The 21,779-nt window shown below is 65.0% G+C and carries 14 protein-coding genes and 1 pseudogene; 7 read left to right on the forward strand and 8 right to left on the reverse strand.

The genetic code is table 11. The features are described 5' to 3' along the window. Positions 1-115 precede the first annotated feature (115 nt). The 4 genes from BJD12_RS06840 to BJD12_RS06855 all read right to left on the reverse strand — a co-directional run bounded on the left by BJD12_RS06840 (position 116) and on the right by BJD12_RS06855 (position 4,656). The gene (locus tag BJD12_RS06840; RefSeq protein ID WP_005992873.1) at positions 116-1,285 is read right to left on the reverse strand and encodes a lysozyme inhibitor LprI family protein; all 1,170 of its coding nucleotides are present in this window, start codon (positions 1,283-1,285) and stop codon (positions 116-118) included. Further along, positions 1,282-2,883 carry a SulP family inorganic anion transporter gene (locus BJD12_RS06845; protein ID WP_042828056.1) on the reverse strand — a complete coding sequence of 534 codons (1,602 nt, stop codon included), beginning with the start codon at positions 2,881-2,883 and terminating at the stop codon, positions 1,282-1,284. Before BJD12_RS06845 ends, BJD12_RS06840 begins: the two co-directional genes overlap by 4 nt. Before the next feature lie 371 nt (positions 2,884-3,254). Next, positions 3,255-4,100 carry an XAC2610-related protein gene (locus BJD12_RS06850; RefSeq protein WP_126936595.1) on the reverse strand — a complete coding sequence of 282 codons (846 nt, stop codon included), beginning with the start codon at positions 4,098-4,100 and terminating at the stop codon, positions 3,255-3,257. A 76-nt stretch (positions 4,101-4,176) separates the two neighbouring features. After that, a complete protein-coding gene (locus BJD12_RS06855; RefSeq protein WP_005992868.1) occupies positions 4,177-4,656 on the reverse strand; it encodes a DUF3574 domain-containing protein in 480 nt (159 codons plus the stop codon). Positions 4,657-4,969: 313 nt separating this feature from the next. Here BJD12_RS06855 and BJD12_RS06860 point away from each other — a divergent pair, with 313 nt between their 5' ends. The 6 genes from BJD12_RS06860 to BJD12_RS06885 all read left to right on the forward strand — a co-directional run bounded on the left by BJD12_RS06860 (position 4,970) and on the right by BJD12_RS06885 (position 17,648). Beyond that, positions 4,970-7,405, forward strand: a complete 2,436-nt coding sequence (locus BJD12_RS06860; RefSeq protein ID WP_005992866.1) for a TonB-dependent receptor plug domain-containing protein — start codon at positions 4,970-4,972, stop codon at positions 7,403-7,405. 355 nt (positions 7,406-7,760) lie between these two features. Next, complete coding sequence (gene otsB / locus BJD12_RS06865) at positions 7,761-8,525, forward strand: trehalose-phosphatase (RefSeq protein ID WP_042828055.1); 765 nt, start codon at positions 7,761-7,763, stop codon at positions 8,523-8,525. A 45-nt stretch (positions 8,526-8,570) separates the two neighbouring features. Beyond that, complete coding sequence (locus BJD12_RS06870; RefSeq protein ID WP_005992862.1) at positions 8,571-10,349, forward strand: glycoside hydrolase family 15 protein; 1,779 nt, start codon at positions 8,571-8,573, stop codon at positions 10,347-10,349. Further along, complete coding sequence (gene otsA, locus BJD12_RS06875; RefSeq protein WP_039425204.1) at positions 10,346-11,713, forward strand: alpha,alpha-trehalose-phosphate synthase (UDP-forming); 1,368 nt, start codon at positions 10,346-10,348, stop codon at positions 11,711-11,713. The genes BJD12_RS06870 and otsA overlap by 4 nt, the downstream gene beginning before the upstream one ends. 911 nt (positions 11,714-12,624) lie before the next feature. Then, entirely contained in the window at positions 12,625-15,063 is a 2,439-nt protein-coding gene (locus tag BJD12_RS06880) for a membrane-bound PQQ-dependent dehydrogenase, glucose/quinate/shikimate family (protein WP_005992858.1), read from the forward strand. A gap of 716 nt (positions 15,064-15,779) precedes the next feature. Further along, on the forward strand, positions 15,780-17,648 hold the full coding sequence (locus BJD12_RS06885) for a methyl-accepting chemotaxis protein (RefSeq protein ID WP_042828053.1): 1,869 nt from the start codon (positions 15,780-15,782) through the stop codon (positions 17,646-17,648). 123 nt (positions 17,649-17,771) lie between these two features. On the opposite strand, the pseudogene BJD12_RS06890 reads toward BJD12_RS06885, so the two are convergent. The 4 genes and pseudogenes from BJD12_RS06890 to rluD all read right to left on the reverse strand — a co-directional run bounded on the left by BJD12_RS06890 (position 17,772) and on the right by rluD (position 20,533). Next, a pseudogene (locus BJD12_RS06890) lies at positions 17,772-18,207 on the reverse strand (thiol-disulfide oxidoreductase DCC family protein). Beyond that, positions 18,194-18,724, reverse strand: coding sequence for a DUF4166 domain-containing protein (locus tag BJD12_RS06895; protein WP_042828058.1), 531 nt, complete (start codon positions 18,722-18,724; stop codon positions 18,194-18,196). Before BJD12_RS06895 ends, BJD12_RS06890 begins: the two are co-directional and overlap by 14 nt. Further along, positions 18,721-19,536, reverse strand: coding sequence for a peptidoglycan editing factor PgeF (gene pgeF, locus BJD12_RS06900; protein ID WP_042828052.1), 816 nt, complete (start codon positions 19,534-19,536; stop codon positions 18,721-18,723). The genes BJD12_RS06895 and pgeF overlap by 4 nt, the downstream gene beginning before the upstream one ends. A gap of 1 nt (position 19,537) precedes the next feature. Beyond that, positions 19,538-20,533: a 23S rRNA pseudouridine(1911/1915/1917) synthase RluD gene (rluD, locus tag BJD12_RS06905; RefSeq protein WP_005992848.1), complete on the reverse strand. Its 996-nt coding sequence runs from the start codon at positions 20,531-20,533 to the stop codon at positions 19,538-19,540. A gap of 120 nt (positions 20,534-20,653) precedes the next feature. On the opposite strand from rluD, the gene BJD12_RS06910 reads away from it, so the two are divergent. Next, a complete protein-coding gene (locus tag BJD12_RS06910) occupies positions 20,654-21,535 on the forward strand; it encodes an outer membrane protein assembly factor BamD (protein ID WP_005992845.1) in 882 nt (293 codons plus the stop codon). Positions 21,536-21,779 lie beyond the last annotated feature (244 nt).

The following is a 21,779-nucleotide window of genomic DNA, read 5'->3' on the forward strand; positions in this document are numbered from 1 at the left end:
AATCAGCACGACCTGCATGCAGGAGATGCATGCACCCGCCGCGCCAACGACGGGCCCAAGCAGCAGTACGAAACAGTACCTTTCTGAAGCGCTGCGCCTCACACGCAGGCCGCGCTCAATTGTCGAAATTCAACCGTGCACTCACCCAGGCCGCCACGATCGCCGCTGCCGCCTGATCGGCCTGTGTCGCGGGCAGCTTCTTTTCGCGTACCAGCCACGCAGCGGTGTCCGCGCGCACCTTTGGCAACAATGCGCGTACCGCCTTGCGGTCTGCGGCCGGCCATTCGCCGTCATCACCGTCCCATGCCGCGATGGCCTTGTCCGGATCATCGCCGTAGCGCTTGCGCAATGCCGGTTGCAGGTACAACAGCGGCGACACCGAGGCGCGCAGCGCAATCACGTTCCACTCGGCATAGCTTGCATAGCGAATGGTGCCGGCGTCCTTGCTCAATGCCTCGATCAAGGACGCGAAGCCATCGTCCAGCTGCTTCCAGCTGGCCAGCGCAAACAACTCGCCCGGCGGCTCGCACACTGGGGCAAACGAGTCGCGCGTGGACCCATACAGCGGCCCGAACGCCTCGTACGCGGGCTCACCCACCTCCGCGAAAATAAAGCAGTGCACGTAGGGCCGATCGCCGCTGCGGTCTCGCTCGATCCACATGCGCAGTAGCGTGAGCACGCGTTCCTGCTGTGACGTTGCAGGCGCGCCGGCAGCGTCATCCAGCAACGACGCCGCAAAGTCGTCGTCCTTGCGCAGCGCCTTGCGCGCACTGCCGAACCGCGCGTTGGCCAACGCGGCATCCACGCCGGCGGCGGGCACGAACTGATGCAGATACGCCAACCATGCCGATGCCAGCGGTGCGTCGTAGGCCTGCAGCTGCTTCGCGGCCTCGGCAGGCTTGCCGGGGATGCTGGCGATGATGCGATCCAGCGCCTGTTGTTGTGTGGTGAGCGCTTTGGCCAGCACATCGGCTCTGGCGGTGAGGCTGCGTTGCAGGCAGTCGTCCGGCTTGGCGTCCTGCGCGCAGGCGTTGCGCTGGCGCAGCCAGGCGCCTTGTTGCTCGCGCACGCCAGTCACCGCAGCGCGCGGCGTCGTTTGCACCAGTGCCTGGTAGCTTTCGTCCAGTTGATCGTCCAGCAGACCGAGTGCGGGCACCGCGCAGATGCGTTGTTCTACCGGCGTACTGGCCTGTTTGCAGTCGAATGACGCCGCTCCCGCACCGCTGGCGCTCAGCACCAGCGCGCTGCCAAGCAGCAGCCGAACCACATGCGCGTGATGTTTCATTGCACGGCCTCCTTGCGTGCCGGCAGCAGCGACAACAACAGCAACGTCAACGCCAGCGCGACATAGGCGCCGACGAATTGCCAGCTGATCACGCGCGCAAGACCTTGCAGCGACCACGGCAGGTAGATGCCGCCACGCGGGTCCACCGAGTGGATCAGGCCGAACAGCGTCAAGCCTGCAGCGACCAGCAAGAACACCGCACCGCGGCGCAGCCGGCCATCGATCATCGCCGTCACGGTGGCGATCCACAGCATCGCGGTGATGATGAACCCATTGCCCAGCGCGAAGATCACCGCCAGTTCCGGCAGGCCATGGCCGTCCAATTGCGTGGTCAACGCAGCCAGTTGCTCCGGGGCGATCCAGCCCGGCGCCTTGATCGTCAGCAGGTACGCCACCGACGGTAGAAACCCCAGCACCATCGCGCCGGCATGCTGCCGGGGCGTGGCCTGAAACGCCTGTGTGGTGATGTCGATCGAGACGTACACGATGATCGGCGCCAGCACGGCCAGGGGCAGCCATTGCACCAGACCCGAAATCACGCCCAGCATGCCGCCGATACCGACGAACACACCCGTCAGCAGCGTATAGCCGGTGCGTGCGCCCATGTGCTTGTATGCGGGCTGGCCGATGTAGGGCGTGGTCTGCGCCACGCCGCCGCACACGCCGGCCACCAGCGTCGCGAGTGCTTCCACCAGCAGGATGTCACGGGTGCGGTAATCGTCGCCGGCTGCGCGCGCGCTCTCGCTGACATTGATGCCCCCTACCACCATCAACAGGCCGAACGGCAGCAGCAGCGGCAGGTACGCCACCGTGGCCGGCAATCCTTCGATAAAGCCCAGATTCGGCAACGGCAGCACGATCTGCGGTGGGGTCCACGCCGGCACTGTGAAGCCCGGCGCACCCAATCCCGCCAGGCCAAGCCCGTAATACAGCGCCGTGCCGATCACGAACGCCACCAGTACGCCCGGCAATTTGGTCGGCAGGCGGCCCTTGGCCAACAGCACATACAGCAGCAAGCCCAGGGTGACGAATCCGGCGACCGGCGAACGCAAGGTTTCCAGCAACGGCAACAGGCCCATCAGCACTAGCGCGATGCCGGCGATCGACCCGAGCAAGGCGGCGCGCGGCAACGCGCGCGTCACCGCCTCGCCGACGAACGACAGCACCAGCTTGAGCAGGCCCATCACCACCAGTGCGGCCATGCCCAGTTTCCAGGTGGCCAGTGCGGCCGCCTGCGGATCCAGCCCTTGCGCCTTGAAGCCGGCAAACGCCGGGCCCAGCACCAACAAGGCCATGCCGATGCTGGTCGGCGCGTCCAGGCCCAACGGCATCGCGGTGACGTCGTCGCGCCCGGTGCGTGCAGCCAGCCGTCGCGCCATCAAGGTGTAGAGCAGGTTGCCCACCAGCACGCCGAACGCGGTACCCGGGAACATGCGCCCGAACACCACCTCGGCGGGAAACTGGAAGATGCCCACCAGCGCCATCGCGATGAAGCCTAGGATGGACAGATTGTCGACGACCAGGCCGAAGAAACCATTGAGGTCGCCGGCGACGAACCAGCGCGGCGGAGCCGCAGGACGCGAAGAGGGAGCGGACATGGAGGTCTGCAAGACATGGGGACAGGCGATGGTAGCCGCTGCTTGGCACAGGTGACAGCGAACCGGTGAAACGGGGTGTTGGCGCGCATGGGATGGGAGAAGGGCCATCGGCAAGCGCTTACGCGCCTGGCTTCAGCGCTACGGAGCGCGACAAGGCGGCACGCGCATCGCCAGCACTGGGGCGTGGCCTACGCGCGAGCACTGCCATCCAACCGACAGATCACCTCTCCGAGGCAGCGGCAAGGCGACTACCTGCGATGCCCCGCAACGGGTCCGCAGGGCCGATTCAATACATCGGCCGCACCACTTGCCAATCGAATCAGCGCTTGCTGGCCGATGTCCCTGGAGCCGCCGGCCAATCGACCCAGCTCTTATTGGTCGTCGCCCGCGGAGGCGGCGACCACGCTCACCCAGCCCACCACGTCGCCTGCTTTGGCACTGCGGTAACGCACTTTGATGCGCAAGCCATCGGCGCTGACATCCAGCGCATCGGCGCGATCGCCCTGCACCAGATACCGCCGCGTGCTGGTCGCGGCTGGCGTTGAATACAGGGGCAGGCGAGCGACTTGCACCCGCAGTGGCACCGGCATCGGCGATTCCAGCGTTTCGCCGATGGCGGTGGCAATCACGCCACCATGCGCGTCGAAGGTGGACCACACCGACAGCGGGTAAGCGTCATCGCTGTTGCGCCCCAGCAGCGACTGGATGTCCGACGATTCGATCCGCTGCTGCGAGCGAGACACATACAGTTGGCCATCGCTGGCGTAGCGATACTGGTCGCTGTACCACATCGGCCCGCCACGGCAAGAGCTGCTCAGGCTGCGATCCTTGGCGTCCGGGGTCAGATTCGAGAAGCTTTCGCACTGCACGGCAGGGCGCGTGGGTACGGCCAATGGATGGAACCGCCGTTGCACCGGGTCGAACAGGAACACCAGCGTCGCCTCGTTGACCTGGCTCAGCATCGCAGTCACCGCAAGATCGCGGTGTCCATCAAAGTTGTAGTCGTCGCTCCGGATCCCACTGCCGCCTTCGCCATCCCCCACATCCGCGTCAAGCCATTGCTCGCTGCCGCCCGGCGACAGCGCCACATGCAGACGCGTGCCTACCAGGTTGGCGGTTGCGCGCGTCGTCGCATCGATCGCCACCTGCACACGGCCGTCCGCTGCCATTGCGGCAAACCCCAGCGGGCCGAATGCTGCACCCAAGATCACGCGCATGGCCGCGCCCCGCAAGATCAGCACGTCAGTCCATCGCATCGTCCGCACGGCATGGTGCGCAGGCGCCCTGACCGGTTCAGAACGACACATCCACCGCCTGCCGCGACCACAGTACCGACTGGTGCCCGGTGGCCTGCTTCCAGGCCAGCCGGATCGCTTCGATGTCGCGGCGCCGCTGCGGGGTGTCTTCATGCAGAATCACCAGCACCTTGGTGCCAAGCCGGTTGGGCTCCTTGGCGCCGCGGAACAGCCACTGGCCGTAGGCATCGAACACGGTCAGCCCGTCCGGGAAGCGTGGCGTCACTTCCTTGTCCAGAAAGGCGCGCCACTGCGTCTCGTCGATGGTGCGGGTCTGCGGGCGATCGGCCGGGCCGGTCTCCTCGCCAACGCCGAAATACAATTCGCTGCGGATCCAGCCCCGCCCATCGCCCGGGCGCTGCGCATCGCCCTGCATGCTGGCGGTGGTGGCCGCAGCACCAGGCGCCGTGCCCGGCATGGTGGCGCAAGCAGACAACGCCAGCACAGCGGCGATCAACACGGATGGCAGCAACTTCATCGATTTCTCCAACGGTTCCAGGGGGTGAAGAACAGCATTGCACGCGTGACGCACCGCAGTCGGCGCTTACAAACGGCGGTGCAATACTGCAAGTGTACGAGCGGTACCGCTGCGGTGTTGCGCCGGTGGCGCCACCGCTCATGCGGCCATGGCATCAGCTCATGCACGCCTGCACATGGCCACATCTCGCGCAGGCCTGAACAACGCGATAATATCTCTCCATCCGGATGAATGTGGAACAGTCCGACCCCTTGCGCACCAGCCCGGCCGGACGCCGGCCCCGCTGCGCGTTTGTAGTTGCAGGAGAGAGAGCATGACCCGCCCCACCCTTTCGGTTATCGGCCTGGCCATCGCCGCCGCGCTCAGCGCCAACGCGCAGGCCCAGCAAGCCGACCCCGGCGCCACCACCCTGGATACCGTGATCGTCACCGGCACCCGTGCCAGCGATCGCACCGTACTGGAATCGACGGTGCCAGTGGACGTGCTTACCGCCGAGGACATCCGCAAGGCCGGCGTGGTCAATGGCGAGTTGGGCAGCGCGCTGCAGGCGCTGTTGCCGTCGTTCAATTTCCCGCGCCAGTCCAACTCCGGCGGCGCCGACCACATCCGCGCCGCGCAATTGCGCGGGCTCTCGCCCGACCAGGTGCTGGTACTGGTCAACGGCAAGCGCCGTCACACCTCGGCGCTGGTCAACACCGACAGCAAGATCGGCAAGGGCACCACGCCAGTGGACTTCAATTCCATCCCGATCAACGCGATCAAGCGCATCGAAGTGCTGCGCGACGGCGCCGGCGCGCAATACGGCTCGGACGCGATTGCCGGGGTCATCAACGTGATCCTGGACGACAACCCCGCACGCGGCGAGCTGGAGGCCAGCTTCGGCGCCTACAACACCGACGTGGAGCCGATCGATCGCCGCGTCACCGACGGCCAGACCAGCTACGCCAGCGCCAAGGTCGGTTCGCTGTTGGGCGATGACGGCGGCTTCTTCAAGGTCGGCCTGGAGTTGAAGAATCGCGAGGCGACCAACCGCGCCGGCTTCGACCAGATTCCATCGTTCGAGGAGCAGACCCCGGCCAACCTGGCGCTGGCCGGCCGGCGCAACTACGTGCTCGGCGATGGCGCCACCAAGGGCTTGAATGCCTGGCTCAACACCAAGATTCCCTTCAGCGACAGCGGCGAGTTCTACGCGTTCGGCACCTACAACCAGCGCGACACCGAAGGCGCCAACTACTTCCGTTACCCCGACGGCAGCGCCAACTGGCGCGAGATCTACCCCAACGGTTACCGGCCGATTTCCGAAGGCGAAAACCGCGATCTGCAGATCGTGGCCGGCGCGCGCGGGCAGTGGGGCAGCTGGGATTACGACGCCAGCGTCAACTATGGCCGCAACGACTTCACCTACCGCCTGCGCAACTCGCTCAACGCCTCGCTTGGGCCCGGCAGCACCACTGCGTTCAAGACCGGCGATTTTGCGTTTGCGCAGACCGTGGGCAACCTCGACCTGACCCGCGTATTCGAGGTGGCCGGCGCCACCCATACCTTCGGCACCGGTGCCGAGTTCCGCCGCGAGCAATACCGCACCCATGCCGGCGACCCGGCCAGCTACGCCGCCGGCCCGTTCACCGATCGCCCCACCGGCTCGCAGGCCGGCGGTGGGCTCACTCCGCAGGACGAAGCCGATCTGTCGCGCAACGTGGCCAGCGCCTATGCCAACGTGTCCAGCCAGTTCGGCGACAAGTTCTCCACCGACCTGGCCGGCCGCTATGAGCATTACCAGGATTTCGGCAGCCAATGGACCGGCAAGCTCGCCGCACGCTACGCGTTCGCCCCGGCCTTTGCGTTGCGTGGGGCCATCTCCAACAACGTGCGCGCGCCCTCGCTCAGCCAGATCGGTTACGAAGCCACGTCCACCGGATACGACGCCGCCGGCCGCCTGACCCAGGGCCGCCTGCTGTCAGTCAACAACCCGATCGCCCGCGCGCTTGGCGCCACCGATCTCAAGCCGGAAAAGTCGGTCAACTACAGCCTGGGCTTTACCAGCAAGCTGGGCGACCACTTCGACCTGTCGCTGGATTTTTTCCAGATCGATATCGACGACCGCATCGCCTTGTCCGAAGACATCACCGGCGACGCATTGACCAGCTTCGTGCAGCAGAACTTCGGCGTCACCGGCGTGCAGAGCGCCAGCTATTTCCTCAACGCGGCCGACACCCGCACCCGCGGCGCCGAGCTGGTCGCCAACTGGCGCCAGTACGCTTTCGGTGGCGATCTGCTGCTGACCGGCACCTATAGCTACGCCAAGACCGAGCTGGAAAACATCATCGCAACGCCTGGGCAGCTGCTGGCCTTGAATCCGGACTACGTGCTGTTTGGCGTGGAAGAGAGCAATACGCTCACCGACGCCGCACCGCGCACGCGTGCCGCGCTGGCCGCCAACTGGAGCAACGAGCGCTGGAACCTGCAGACGCGCGTGAACCGCTACGGCAGCGCCACCCGCGTGTTCGATTTCGGCGGCGGCTTCGTGCCACGCCAGACCTATGGCGCCGAATGGCAGCTGGATCTGGAAGCCGAGTACCACCTGGGCACGCAATGGACGCTGGCCATCGGCGGGCAGAACATCCTGGACAACTATTCGGACCGCTCCATCGACGACATCGCCTACTTCGGCAATCTGCCCTACGACGTGCTCTCGCCGATCGGCAGCAACGGCGCATACTGGTACGGACGGGTGAGGTATACGTTTTAAGTCGGGATTGGGGAATCGGGATTTGGGATTGGCAAAAGCAGCATCGCTACCAATCCCGGATCCAGATTCGCCTTGCCCGCGCTACGCCATGGTCCAGCCAATCGGCGGTTGTTGGGATTGGGGATTTGGATTGGCGGGCGCGGCTGCGCGATGCATCCCCGATTCCCGCTGTCTGCGATACAACATCCCCAACGCCAGCGGCAGTGGCGGCGCCGACTGGCATGGGCTGATGACATCCATGGCATTCGGGATTCGGGTTGGCAAGCAAGGCTCTGCGACGCATCCCTCATCCCGACGCCCCGATCCCTGCTGTTCCATAACCTGAATCTCACACCGGTTTGCGCACACTAGTGCAATGGCAGACGCGCATTCCCCCCTTCCGTCGCCGCCATTGCTGGACGATGCCTGCGCATTGTTTCTGGACGTGGACGGCACCCTGATCGATTTTGCCGACAGCCCTGAGGCCGTGCGGCTATTGCCCGAGGTCCGCGAGGCCATTGCCCGCCTGAGCGAGCGCCTGAACGGCGCCATCGCATTGGTCAGCGGGCGCCCCCTCGCACAGCTGGATGCACTGTTCGCGCCATTGCTGCTGCCGGCCGCCGGCTTACATGGTCATGAGCTGCGCAGCGATGTCGCCGCGCGTGCCGCCATGCCGCAAGACACCTCTGAATTTCTGCATGGCCTGCATCAACGCGCTGCGGCCCTGACCCACAAGCACACAGGCGTGTTGGTCGAAGACAAGGGCGTCAGCGTTGCGTTGCATTGGCGCGCGCAACCGGACGCCGGCCCTGACGTGTTGGCTTTCGCGCAGGATGAAATTGCACAGCTCTCCGGCTATCGCCTGCAACCGGGCGACCATGTGGTCGAATTCGTCCCCGAAGGCAGCAACAAGGGCCTGGCCGTCGAACAGCTGATGCAGACCGCCGCATTTGCAGGCCGCGCGCCGGTGTTCGTGGGAGACGATCTCACCGACGAATTCGGTTTCGAAGCGGCCAACCGCCTGGGCGGCTGGAGCATTCTGGTCGGCGACCGCGCACAGACCAGCGCACGCTTTCGTGTCGACGGCACCGCAGCCGTGCACGCGTGGCTGCAACGCAACGCGCGCAACGCAGCACCTTAAGGCGCGCCCGCCTCCTCTCGTTACTCACAGGATCGTTTGCACCTCATGACCGAGCCAAATCTGGATCTGGGCGTCATCGGTAATTGCAGCTTTGGTGCGTTGGTCGATCGGCAGGCACGCGTGGTGTGGAGCTGCCTGCCCGCCTTCGACGGCGACCCGGCCTTCTGCAGCCTGCTCTCGCCCAAGACCGAAGGCGGCGACTTCGCCGTGGAGCTGGAAGACTTCGTCAGCAGCGAGCAGCATTACCTGCCCAACACCGCCGTGCTGCGCACCGTCTTGCGCGATAGCAACGGCGGCGAGGTGGAAGTCATCGACTTCGCACCGCGCTGGCGCAATAACGGCCGCTTTTATCGGCCTGTCAGCATCATCCGGCAGATTCGCCCGCTCGCTGGCAACCCGCGCATCGTGGTACGTGCACGTCCACTCGCCGACTGGGGTGGCCGTACGCCCGATACCACCTGGGGCAGCAACCACATCCGCTGGGTATTGCCGGAATTCACGCTGCGCCTGACCACCGATGTGCCGGTGCGCTTCGTGCGCGATGGTCTGCCGTTCGTGCTCAGCCACCCGGTGAGTCTGGTGCTGGGCGTTGACGAATCGCTGACCCGCTCGCTCACCGGTTATGTGCAGGAAGCGCAGGAGCGCACTGAAGAATACTGGCGCGAGTGGGTGCGTTATCTGTCCATTCCACTGGATTGGCAGGAGGCGGTGATCCGCAGCGCGATCACGCTCAAGCTATGCCAGTACGAAGACAGCGGCGCCATCATCGCCGCAATGACCACCTCGATTCCCGAGGCGCCCAATACTCCGCGCAACTGGGATTACCGCTATTGCTGGCTGCGCGATGCCGCCTTCGTGGTGCGCGCGCTCAACCGGCTGGGCGCCACGCGCACGATGGAGCAGTTCATCGGCTACATCTTCAACATCGCCACCAGCGACGGCACCCTGCAGCCGCTGTACGGCATCGGCTTCGAGTCTCAACTGGAAGAACACGAAGTCGACACGATGGACGGCTATCGCGGCATGGGCCCGGTACGGCGCGGCAATCTGGCCTGGATCCAGCAACAGCATGATGTCTATGGCAGCGTGGTGTTGGCCTCCACGCAATTGTTCTTCGACTTGCGCCTGAAGGATCAGGGCGATGCCGACACCTTCCGCCGGCTCGAGCCGCTGGGAGAGCGTGCTTACGCGTTGCACAACGTGCCGGACGCCGGCCTGTGGGAGTTCCGCGGCCGCGCCGAAGTGCACACCTACACTGCAGCAATGTGCTGGGCCGCATGCGATCGCCTGTCCAAGATCGCCGACAGCCTGGCGTTGCCCGAGCGCAGCGTGTATTGGCGACAGCGCGCGGACAGCATTCGCGATCGCGTGCTGGCCGACGCCTGGAGCGAAGAACACGGCCATTTCACCGACACGCTGGGCGGCCATCGCCTGGATGCGTCGCTATTGCTGTTGGCCGACATCGGCATCGTGGATGCTGGCGACAGCCGCTTCGTCCGCACCGTCGAGGCAGTCGGTCGCGTGCTCAAGCATGGCGATGCGCTGTATCGCTACATCGCGCCGGATGACTTCGGTGAGCCGGAAACCAGCTTCACCATCTGCACGTTCTGGTACATCGACGCACTAGCGGCGATCGGCCGCAAAGACGAGGCACGTGAATTGTTCGAGCGCATCCTTTCGCGCCGCAATCACCTCGGCTTGCTGTCGGAAGATCTATCGTTTGAAGACGGCGAAGCGTGGGGCAACTTCCCGCAGACCTATTCGCATGTCGGTTTGATCATCGCGGCGATGCGCTTGTCGCGGAGCTGGCAGGAGGCGTCATGAGTCGTTTGGTGGTGGTATCCAATCGTGTTGCCGTGCCCGGTGAGAACCGTGCCGGTGGCCTGGCAGTCGGGTTGTTGGCAGCGCTCAAGGAGCGTGGCGGCATGTGGTTCGGCTGGAGCGGCAAGACCGTGCGCGGCGACAGTGGTGGCATGCACGAGCAGCGCGAAGGCGACATCACCTTTGTCACCATGGACCTCAACAAGCGCGACATCGATTCCTACTACAACGGCTTTGCCAATCGCACGTTATGGCCCTTGCTGCATTTCCGTCTGGACCTGGTCGATTACGACCGCGCCAAACGCGAAGGCTATCTGCGCGTCAACCGTCTGTTCGCGGAAAAACTCGCGCCGCTGCTGAAAGACAGCGACACCTTGTGGATCCACGATTACCACATGATCCCGCTCGGCGCGATGCTGCGCGAACTGGGGGTTGGCTGCAAGATGGGTTTCTTCCTGCACGTGCCGATGCCCTCGGCCGATCTGGTGCAGGCGATGCCCGATCACGCACGTTTGTTCAGCACCTTCTATGCCTACGATCTGGTCGGCTTCCAGACCCAACGCGATGCCGAGCGCTTCAAGGCGTATGTGCGCCTGTTCGGTGGTGGACGCATTCTGGAGGGCGATCTGGTCGAAGGCCCGGGCGGGCGACGTTTTACTGCTTCGTCGTTCCCCATCGGCATCGATACCGATCTGATCGCCACTCAGGCAAAGGCATCCGTCAGCAAGCAGGCCGTGCGCGATCTGCGCGAGAGTCTGCGCGGACGTCAGCTGGCGATCGGTGTGGACCGGCTGGATTATTCCAAAGGCCTGCCGGAACGCTTCCAGGGGTTCGAGCGTTATCTGGAACGCTATCCGGACCAGTCCGGCAGCCTGACCTATCTTCAGATTGCTCCGGTGTCGCGCGGCGATGTCACCGAATACCGGCAATTGCGCGGGCAGCTGGAACAGATCGCCGGCCATATCAATGGTGGGCATGCGGGGCCGGACTGGACTCCGTTGCGCTACGTCAACCAAAACTTCAGTCACGCAACCTTGACCGGTTTCTATCGGGCTGCATCGGTGGGCCTGGTGACGCCGTTGCGTGATGGCATGAACCTGGTCGCCAAGGAATTCGTCGCGGCACAGGATCCCGAAAATCCCGGTGTGCTGGTGCTGTCGTTGCTGGCGGGTGCGGCGGACGAAATGAAGGAAGCGCTGCTAGTCAACCCACACGACCTGGACGGTGTGGCCGATGCGATTGCAACGGCAGCAAGCATGCCGCTTGCGACGCGTATCGAACGGTGGCGGGCGATGATGGACCATCTGCGCAAGAACAACATCAACCACTGGCGCCAACGCTATCTGCAGGCACTCGCAGACGTTTAGTTTTGCTCTCTGCGGGAGGCTGGGTGCATCTCCTGCTCCTTCCAGAGGAGTGCGCAGCCTTGCTGCTTGCAGATCCTTCTTACTGCTGGAGCAAGTACCCAGGCTCGCTGCATGCATGTCCTTTTTCCTTCGGGAGAAGGCGCCCGGAGGGCGGATGAGGGGACAGCTACCAGGGACCTTGGACAGGTTCGCCTGTAAGCCATGTTGGAAGTTCAGGCGCGGCGTTAAGTCAAAGCGCTGAGGCGACGGCAAAGGCAGAGGCTTCCGTGCGCTACGGAAGCGTGCAACTTTCGCTTTGGCTAACGCCAGCAAAACTTTTGTCGCCTGATGTAATCCGCTGCGATATGGCCGCCCCGATGCCCTGCGCTCCTCGCCATGCGGCACGGCGCCCAAACTCACTTGCTTAGAACAAGGGCGCACCGCAGTCACGCATGACTGCGGTGCGCGGGTTGCTTCAAGGCCACGGAGCGAGTCAAAAGCAACAGACGGGCGAAGCCAAAGAAACGCAGAAAGGCACAGCAATTCACCAGCGACAGCGACAGCGACAGCGATTCTTGCGTGGATCACTGCAGGTATCACCGCGTATCGGATGAAAATCTCGGGGCCTTTTACTGCACTGCTCGAATTACTGCACTGCTCGAATTCCACGCAAATTTGCCCAATCCGAACCGCAGGTTGGAACGGTGGTTCCTATTCCGTCACGGACAGGCGGCGCGCAGGGGTCTAAAATATTTACATGATTAGCGCTGAGGACCCTGGGAGAGGCTGCGCGTTCATATTCAAGGTCGCCGGCAGCGTGTGCCAATGCGCGACCTCTCTCCCTCCACGACTTGTCGCCCTCTGCGGCCCCGAGTCCTTCCTGACACTTCAAAATGACTGATCAATCCTCAAAACGTGGGCTAGGCAGCTGGTTGCTGGTGGCCTATGCCGTGGTGATCGCCGTACTCGGTGCGGTGCTCGCCTATGAAGGCGGCCGCCTGGTGGCTGTCGGCGGCTCCTGGTACTACCTGTTGGCAGGCATCGGCCTGTTCCTGGCAGGCGCATTGCTGGCGCTGGGCAAACGTGCCGGCCTGTGGCTGTTTGGTGCCACGCTGGCCGCCACCATCGCCTGGGCGCTGTGGGAAGTGGGTCTGGATGGCTGGGGCCTGGTGCCGCGTCTGGCCATGATCTCGGTGCTCGGTTTGCTGCTGCTGCCGTTCTGGGGCGTGGCGCGTCGACGCATGCAGCCGTTGTCCGGCGCCGGCTATGTCGTGGTGGCAGGCGTGTTGCCGATCCTGGGCGCCGCCCTGATCCTGTGGCCGCTGTTTGTACCGCGCAACGTGGAGCTGGCCGACGCCTCCAAGCAGGCGGCCGACAATGCCACGGCTTTCAGCCGCGCTAACGTACCCAGTCCGGACGGCAACGTCGCTGCCAATCACGACGCCAGCAACTGGACTGCGTATGCAGGCTCCAACCTGTCCAATCACTACACACCCGGCGCGCAGATCACCCCGGAGAACGTGAAGAACCTGAAGATTGCCTGGGAATTCCATACCGGCGATCTCAAACCGGCCGGCTCCAAGCTGGGCTACGCCTTCCAGAACACCCCGCTCAAGGGCGGCGACCTGCTCTACATCTGCACGCCCACCCAGAAGGTAATCGCGGTGGACGCGGCCAATGGCAAGGAGCGCTGGCGCTTCGATCCGAAGACCAATCCCAAGGCGATGGCCGGTGTGGCCGCCACCACCTGCCGTGGCGTGTCGTATCACCAGGCGCCGGAAGGCACCGCCGACTGCCCGACGCGGATCTTCTGGCCGATGGTCGATGGCCGCCTCGGTGCGCTGGATGCACAGACCGGCAAGCTGTGCACCAGCTTCGGCAACAACGGCTTTGTCGATCTCAATGCCGGCACCGGCAACACCAAGCCGGGCTTCGTCGGCCCGACCTCGCCGCCGGTGGTGATGCGCGGTGTGGTGATCCAGCCCACCGGCCAGGTGCGTGACGGCCAGGAAGGCGATGCGCCGTCGGGCGTGGTGCGCGGCTTCGATGCCCTCACCGGCCAGCTGCGCTGGGCGTGGGATCTGGGCAACCCGACGATCACCCCCGAGCCGCCGGCCGGCCAGACCTATACCCGCTCTACTCCGAACGTGTGGTCGCTGATGGCTGCAGACGACGAGCTAGGCCTGGTCTACCTGCCGACCGGCAATGCGTCCGGCGACTTCTTCGGCAAGGGCCGTACCCCGCAGGATGAGGAATACACCGCCTCGTTGGTGGCCGTGGATGCGGCCACCGGCAAGGAGCGTTGGCACTTCCGTACCGTCAACCACGACCTGTGGGATTACGACATCGGCCCGCAGCCGAACCTGGTCGATTGGCCGGTGGCCGGCGGCGGCACCCGCCCTGCCGTGATCCAGGCCACCAAGTCCGGTCAGGTGTTCGTGCTGGACCGCGCCACCGGCGCACCGATCATGCCGGTCAAGCAAATGGCCGTGCCGCAGGGCACCGATCATGGCGACTGGACGGCAGCCACGCAGCCGGTCTCGCCGGGCATGCCCAATACCGTGGGCGCGCCGAGCCGCGAGGTGGAGACCATCATCGAATCCGATGCCTGGGGCATGACCCCGTTCGATCAGCTGGCGTGCCGTATCCAGTTCAAGCAGCTGCGCTACGAAGGCATGTTCACCCCGCCGACCCTGCAAGGCTCGCTGGCCTTCACCGGCAACCACGGCGGCATCAACTGGGGCGGCGTCTCGGTCGATCTGCAGCGCGGCATCATGGTGATGAACAGCAACCGCCTGCCCTACACCTTGCAGGTTTACACCCGCGAAAAGATGAATGAGCTGGGCGTGGTGTCGGTGTTCGATGGCAAGAGCAAGACGCCCGGCTACATGGCGCAGAAGGGTCTGGCCTACGGCGCGCGCAAGGAGCCGTGGATGTCGCCGCTCAACACCCCGTGCGTCGCTCCGCCGTGGGGCTACATCGCCGGCGTGGATCTGCGCACGCAGCAGGTGCTGTGGCGCCGTCCGCTGGGCACAGGCTACGACCAAGGCCCGATGGGCATCCCGTCCAAGACCAAGTTCGAGATCGGCACGCCCAACAACAGCGGCTCGCTGGCCACTGCCGGCGGCGTGACCTTCATCGGCGCGAGCCTGGACGACTTCATGCGTGGCTTCGACACCCGCACCGGCAAGCAGGTCTGGGAGACCCGGGTGCCAGCCGGCCCGCAAGCCGCACCGATGAGCTACACGATTGACGGCAAGCAATACATCGTGGCTGCCGTGGGCGGGCACGACCGCATGGAAACCAAGTCTGGCGACAGCGTCATCGCCTGGGCATTGCCGGACGATGCCTCGGCGGCGCCGGCGAAGTAATCGCCAGCCCGTTCGTGCAGTGACACTGCAGACCGGCCGTCGCGAGACGGCCGGTTTTTTTATGGGCGCGGCCTGCCCCGAGTGGGCGGATTGTCGTTGCGCGGTTGGGGGAGCATGTGGCGTGCGGTTGGCATCCACGGTCCCGCAGCACGCCTGGATCTCACTGTGTTGCGCCCGCCGAGGAGGTGTGCCCGACGGTGGCTGACAAGCGCGGCCATTTGCATCGCACCAACGTGCCGGATGAGGTCTCTTTCGAAGTCCTTCGGATCACTGTTTTGCAAGTTCCTGTTGCGACGCCAGCGGTCGATGCATTGCCTGCCCTGGCGTTGGTTCATGCCTGCTTGAACTTCAACGCGAAGCCCGGCTGCGGGCCCCAACCGCAGGCAGGACGGTTATCGCCAAAAACTAGAGAGCAAGCCGCCAGCCACCCATCGGGGCGCAGGACTAATCGCACTTTATGGACTAGAAAATTCACGCAGAATTTACAAAAAAAAACCCTTGTTTCCGGGCTTCGGCACACGCTGGAAACAGGCGCACTGGAACTGAAAACGCTTCCAAATCAGGCACATCGGCCTTCCACTGCTCCACGTCAGGCATTCCGACAAACGGTGCCTTCACAGCATCATGATTCGGGCTCGGCCGCCGATACCCCATTGCAGCCCACTTCTGCCATCCACCGATCCCCCTATTCCAGATCACCTAGTTGGACTCAGCCTATGTTGCCTTCACACGATGCCGCTTCTGTTTCCCGCCCACCGGCAGGCGCAAGCGTTGCGCGTGCCGCCTGGACCGCATGGCTACCCGCTACCACACAATTTGGGCTGCTGGCCTTGTTGACGTTCTACGCCGCCACGCTTGTGCCCGGCGGCGTTGGCAGCGCGCTTGCGAAGCTGTTCCCGGCACTGCTGGTGCTTGGCGCGGCCAGCGTTGGTCTGTGGTGGTGGGCACGTCGTCGCAACAGTGCCCACTTGCAGCAAGCAGTGAACGCGGTCGCTGCGTTGGGAGAAGGCCGCTTTCAGCGACTGAACCTGCGTGCCGCATCCGGTGAGCTCGCACCGCTGCTGCAGACGTTGCAGGCAACCCAGGACAAGCTGGCCATCCGGATCGACGTGATGGAACAAGGCCTGCGCCATGGGCAGTTCGTCATCAAGGCGCTCGACGATCTGGACACCATGATCCGCATCGCCGACGACGACGGCCAGGTCTTGTTCGCCAACCGCAAACTGCTGGCGATGCTCAAGCTGATCGAGCCGGATGTGCAGAGCTTCCGCCCCAGCTTCCATGCCGAAGGGTTCGTCGGCGGCAGCATCGGCGACATCTATCCGGACAGCCAGGCCGCCATCGACCGCATGCGCGCGTTGAATGCGTCCAAGGCCGTGCGTGCGCCGTTCTTCGGCCGCCAGATCGACTTCGTGTACAGCCCAATCATTGCCGCCGACGGCACCAAGCTGGGCACCATCGCGCAGTGGGTGGATGTCACCGCGCAGGTCAACGCCGAGCAGGCGCTGATCCAGATCATCGACGCCGCCTCGGCGGGCGATTTCAGCCGCCGCATGCAGCTCGATGGCATGGACGGCGTGCTGCTGTCGCTGGCGCAAGGCATCAACCGCATCTACGACTCGGTGGAGACCCACCTTGCGGCCCTGGCGCGCGTGATCGGCGCGCTGGCCGAGGGCGACCTCACCCAGCGCGTGGAGGGAGACGCGCACGGTATTTTTGCGCGTCTGCGCGACGACACCAACCAGACCGTCACCCGTCTGACCGAAATCATCGGCGACATCCAGACTGCATCGGACACCATCCGCCAAGCGGCGGTGGAAATTGCCGCCGGCAATACCGATCTGTCCGAACGTACCGAGCAGCAGGCGGCGAATCTGGAAGAAACCGCAAGCTCGATGGAAGAACTCACCTCCACCGTGAAGCAGAACGCCGACAGCGCATTGCAGGCCAACCGACTGGTGGTAGGTACCGGCGAAGTGGCACAGAGCGGCGGCCAGGTGATGGACGATGTGGTCGCCACCATGGGCCAGATCAGCACTGCCTCACGCAAGATCGGTGAGATCATCGGCGTCATCGACGGCATCGCGTTCCAGACCAATATCCTGGCGCTCAACGCCGCGGTGGAAGCGGCGCGTGCCGGAGAACAGGGCCGCGGCTTTGCGGTCGTCGCCTCGGAAGTGCGCGCACTGGCGCGGCGCTCGGCGGATGCGGCAAAAGAGATCAAGACGCTGATCGCCGATTCCAGCGACAAGGTGGAGCTCGGCTCGGGCCTGGTGCATCGCGCCGGCGCGACCATGCGCGAGATCGTCGGCTCGGTCAAACACGTCACCGACATCATGAGCGAGATCACCTCGGCCAGCGCCGAGCAATCCAGCGGCATTGAACAGGTCAATCGCACTGTCGCGCAATTGGACGAGGTCACCCAACGCAATGCCGCATTGGTGGAAGAAGCCACCGCCGCCGCACGCAGCCTGGAAGAACAGGCGGTGGAACTGGCCGATGCGGTATCGATCTTTCGCCTGCAGCCGGCCCACGGCGGCAACTCGAATGTCGTGCGCGCAAGTCTAAAAAGCGCGGCGGCTTAACCGCCAGCGCAGCGAATCGCACGATCACCGCAGGAGTGCACCTGGGCGCGACTGGGCATTCCCGGTAATGCCAGTCGCGCCCAGGTGCGCTGCTATGCAGAGGCGACTGCGCAGCAGCGTGGATTAGTCCAGAAACCGCGCGCGCTGCTCGGGCGTGGGCAGCATGCAGTGCTCGCTACGGCCGAACCAGCGATAGCGGTTGCGTGCGATCAGGCGATACCCGCTATCGCGCAAGGCAGGCGGCACCACGCGCAACACGGCAAAAACGCGCCAAACGCCTCCCAATCCCGCCAGCACGCGCACGATGGCATCGCTGTCGGTCCATGCACCGGTGTCGTCCACCAGCAGAAAACGACAGCGGATCGTCGGGGTCCAGCCCGTGCTGCTGCAACAGCGCACGCCCGGCGTGCCCCTGCATTGCGGCAAAGCGATAACGCCCGCGCTGATCGTGGCGCAGCAGGAACTTGACCCAGCCATTGCACAACAGGCACACCCCATCGAACACGATGGTGGCCGGCGCACTGCGCGCAGCGACGTGCGGGGATTCAACGTGGCTCAAGCCAACCCTCGTAGCGAATGAACGGCCCGACCAGCGGCAGGTGCACGTCGACGGAAAACCCGTAGCGCCCGGTGTCGGCATGCTCGCGGCACCGCACCTGCTCGAACCAGCGCGCAGGCAGGGGAATCACGCCGAACGCCCATACGCGCGTGGCCTGCCAGTACAACGCGTCGGCGTCGGCACGCAGCGCGAATTCGAAGCGGACCGCACCCAGATGCTCGCGCAGTGCGTCGCCGTGCCGCCACAACCGCGAGTACATCGGCAAGCCAGCAAAGCGCCGATGCCAGCGCTCGCCGTGCGCATCGACCAAAAACTCCACCTCGACATCCACCTCGCCACTGCGCGGCAAGCGGCTCAGCAACGCCAGCAACGGCACCAGCGCATGGCGACCGCGCTGGACCTGCGCCCGTCCGCCAAAGGTTTGCCGCTGCTGCACCGCATGCAGCGCGCGCACCGGCGCCGGTAGCTGCGCAAAGGCATCCTGGCCCAGTACCTGCGCAAATAGTGGCGTACTCAGGGCGCGATCCAGGCCAGCGTGGCCATGCGTCCGCTGCGTCGGTCGCGGCGATGCGAAAAAAAGCGATGCGGATCGAAAATGGTGCACAGTCCGCCACCATGGATCGCGTTGGCCGGCACACCGGCACGCTGCAGGCGCTGGCGCGCCAATGCATACAGATCCACCCGCCAATGCCCTGGCCGCGTGGCACTGAAGGCGGCCTGTGCTGATGCATCGTCGGCAACGAAGGCGTCGAAGACGTCCTCGCCAATTTCATACGTCTGCGGTCCCGCTGCCGGCCCCAGCCAGGCGATCACGTGCGCTGCAGGCGCACGCATGGCGGCCACGCTGCGCTCCAGCATGCCGTCGGCCAGGCCACGCCAACCGGCATGCGCGGCGGCCACTTCGCTGCCGTCGGCCGCCGCCAGCACTACGGGCAGGCAATCGGCAGTGAGGATCGCCAGCACCACGCCAGGCACTGCGGTGACGGCCGCATCGGCCGTGGGCTCGAACGCAGCCGACGCGTAATCGCCCGCGCCATTGAACTGCGCGCCGGGCGCACGTGGCGGTGCCTCGAAGCGCACAACCTCGACACCATGCACCTGCCGCAACCAGTGCGGCGCGCTCGGCAATGCCAATGCCTCGACCAGCAGTGCCCGGTTGCGCTCCACCTGGTCGGGCGTGTCGCCCTCAGGGCTGTTGCGGTTGCCCAGATTGAGCGTGTCGAACGGCGGCAGCGACCCGCCCAGCCCGTAGCGCAAAGTGGTCAGCGCCTGGATGCGCGGCGGCGCCGGCCAGTCCGCCGCCAGCACGAACGGTGCAGGCACTGCCATGTCAGCGGCGCGCCAACTCGGCGGCACGTGCGCTGTCTTCGCGCAGCGCGGTCATCAACCGCTGCAGATCGGCCGGCACCGGAGCGGTGGCGCGTACCGGCTGGCCGCTGACCGGATGCAGGAATTCCAGCGTTTCGGCATGCAGCGCCTGGCGCTTGAAGGTGCGCAGTTCGTGGACCAGGTCGTCGGTGGCGCCCTTGGGCAGCTTGAGCGCGCCGCCGTACAACGGGTCGCCGACGATCGGCGACTTCAGATGCGCCATATGCACGCGGATCTGGTGGGTGCGCCCGGTTTCCAGGCGGCATTCCAGGGCGGTATGTGCACGGAAGCGCTCGCGCAGCCGGTAATGGGTGACCGCATCGCGGCCGTCGTCGCGCACCGCCATCTTCAGCCGATCACGCGGGTGGCGGTCGATCGGCGCATTGGCGGTGCCGCCAGACACCAGCGCACCGACCACCACTGCCAGGTACTGGCGATGCACATCGCGCGCGGACAGCTGTTCCACTAGCGCGGTCTGCGCCTGCACGGTCCGCGCGACCACCATGACGCCGCTGGTCTCCTTGTCCAGGCGATGCACCACGCCGGCGCGCGGCACCGCCGACAACGCCGGGTCGCGGAACAGCAGCGCATTGACTAAGGTGCCGTCCGGATTGCCCGCGCCCGGGTGGACGACCAGGCCGGCCGGCTTGTCGATCACCAGCACCTGGTCGTCTTCGTACAACACGCTCAGCGGGATGTCCTGCGGGGCCGCATGCGTCTGGGTTTCCAGCACCACCTGCAATTGCACGCTCTCGCCGCCGCGCAAGGTGTCGCGCGGACGCGCCATTTCGCCATCCAGCAGCGCATCGCCGGATTTGATCCACTCCGACAGCCGCGAGCGCGAGAATTCGGGGAACAGCTCGGCCAACACCGCGTCGAAACGGCGCCCTGCGGCGTTATCGGGCACGATGGCCTGACGGATGGACGGGTCGGTGGGGTCGGCAGATGGGTCGGACATGGACACTGGCACTCAGGCAAAAACGGGAATTTGGGGGTCCGGGCGGCAGGAGTCAGTCGCCGGACAGGCCACTAGGCTATCATCGCGCTTTCGTTTTCCTGACGCGTCCTGCCCAGACCCATGATCCGACGGTCCACGTTTTCCGCGCCTGCGCGCCTGATTGCCCTCATGCTGGTCATGGCGTTCGTCGTCACCGGCTGCCACCGCGGCGCCAAGGACAAGAATCCCGATGAGGGCATGCCGGTCGAGCAGCTCTATGGCAAAGGCCACGGCCTGATGGAGAAAGGCAACTGGGCTGGCGCCGAAGCCAGCTACAAGCGCCTGATCGCCCAGTACCCTTACGGCCCGTATACCGAACAGGCGATGATCGAAACCGCCTACGCGCAGTACAAGGCCGGCAAGCACGACGATACGGTGTCCAGCGTCGACCGCTTCATCCGCACCTATCCCACGCACCGCAATATCTCGTACCTGTACTACCTGCGTGGGCTGGCAAACAGCAACCGCGATACGGTGTTCCTGCGCCGGGTGTGGTCGCTGGATCCGAGCCGCCGCGATCTGTCCTCGCCGCAGCAGGCCTACAACGATTTCAACACGGTCACCGACCGGTATCCCAACAGCCGTTACGCGCCCGACGCGCGCAAGCGGATGATCGAGTTGCGCGACGTGTTCGCCCAGCACGAGCTGGATAACGCGCTGTACTACCTGCGCCGCAACGCATGGGTCTCCGCGGCAGGGCGTGCCAACTACCTGCTGGAAACCTATCCGCAAAGCGCCTATCAGTACGACGCCGTTGCGGTGCTGGCCGAGGCCTACACGCATCTTGGCAACAAGACGCTGGCCGCAGACGCGCGCCGCGTGCTCGAGCTCAACAGCCCGCAGCATCCGTGGCTGACCGGCAACTGGCCGAAGTATCCGTGGGCGATCCGCAAGCTCAACCCGTTTGCCGGCGAGAAGTCCGCCGCCACCGGTCAGCGCAACGCACAGATGAGCCGCGACTGAGGCATCAGCTGCCCATGTCCTGAATCTAAGGGGCCGCAAGGCCCCTCTCTTTTTATTGCGGCACTGCCGATGCGGCAACACGCCTGAGATGGCAGCGTGTCGATTGCAGCAGGCCCTTGCGGTGCCAAACGACGGTCGCGTCCGATCCAACGGGTAACCGACCGCCCGGCATTCCGGAGTTGCTCACCGGCATCCCACGCTTTCCCGCACCGCTGAGCGCACCGGCCTGCGCCACGTGCGAGCA

Origin of the sequence: Xanthomonas vesicatoria ATCC 35937 (assembly GCF_001908725.1) — a bacterium.
Classification (GTDB): domain Bacteria; phylum Pseudomonadota; class Gammaproteobacteria; order Xanthomonadales; family Xanthomonadaceae; genus Xanthomonas; species Xanthomonas vesicatoria.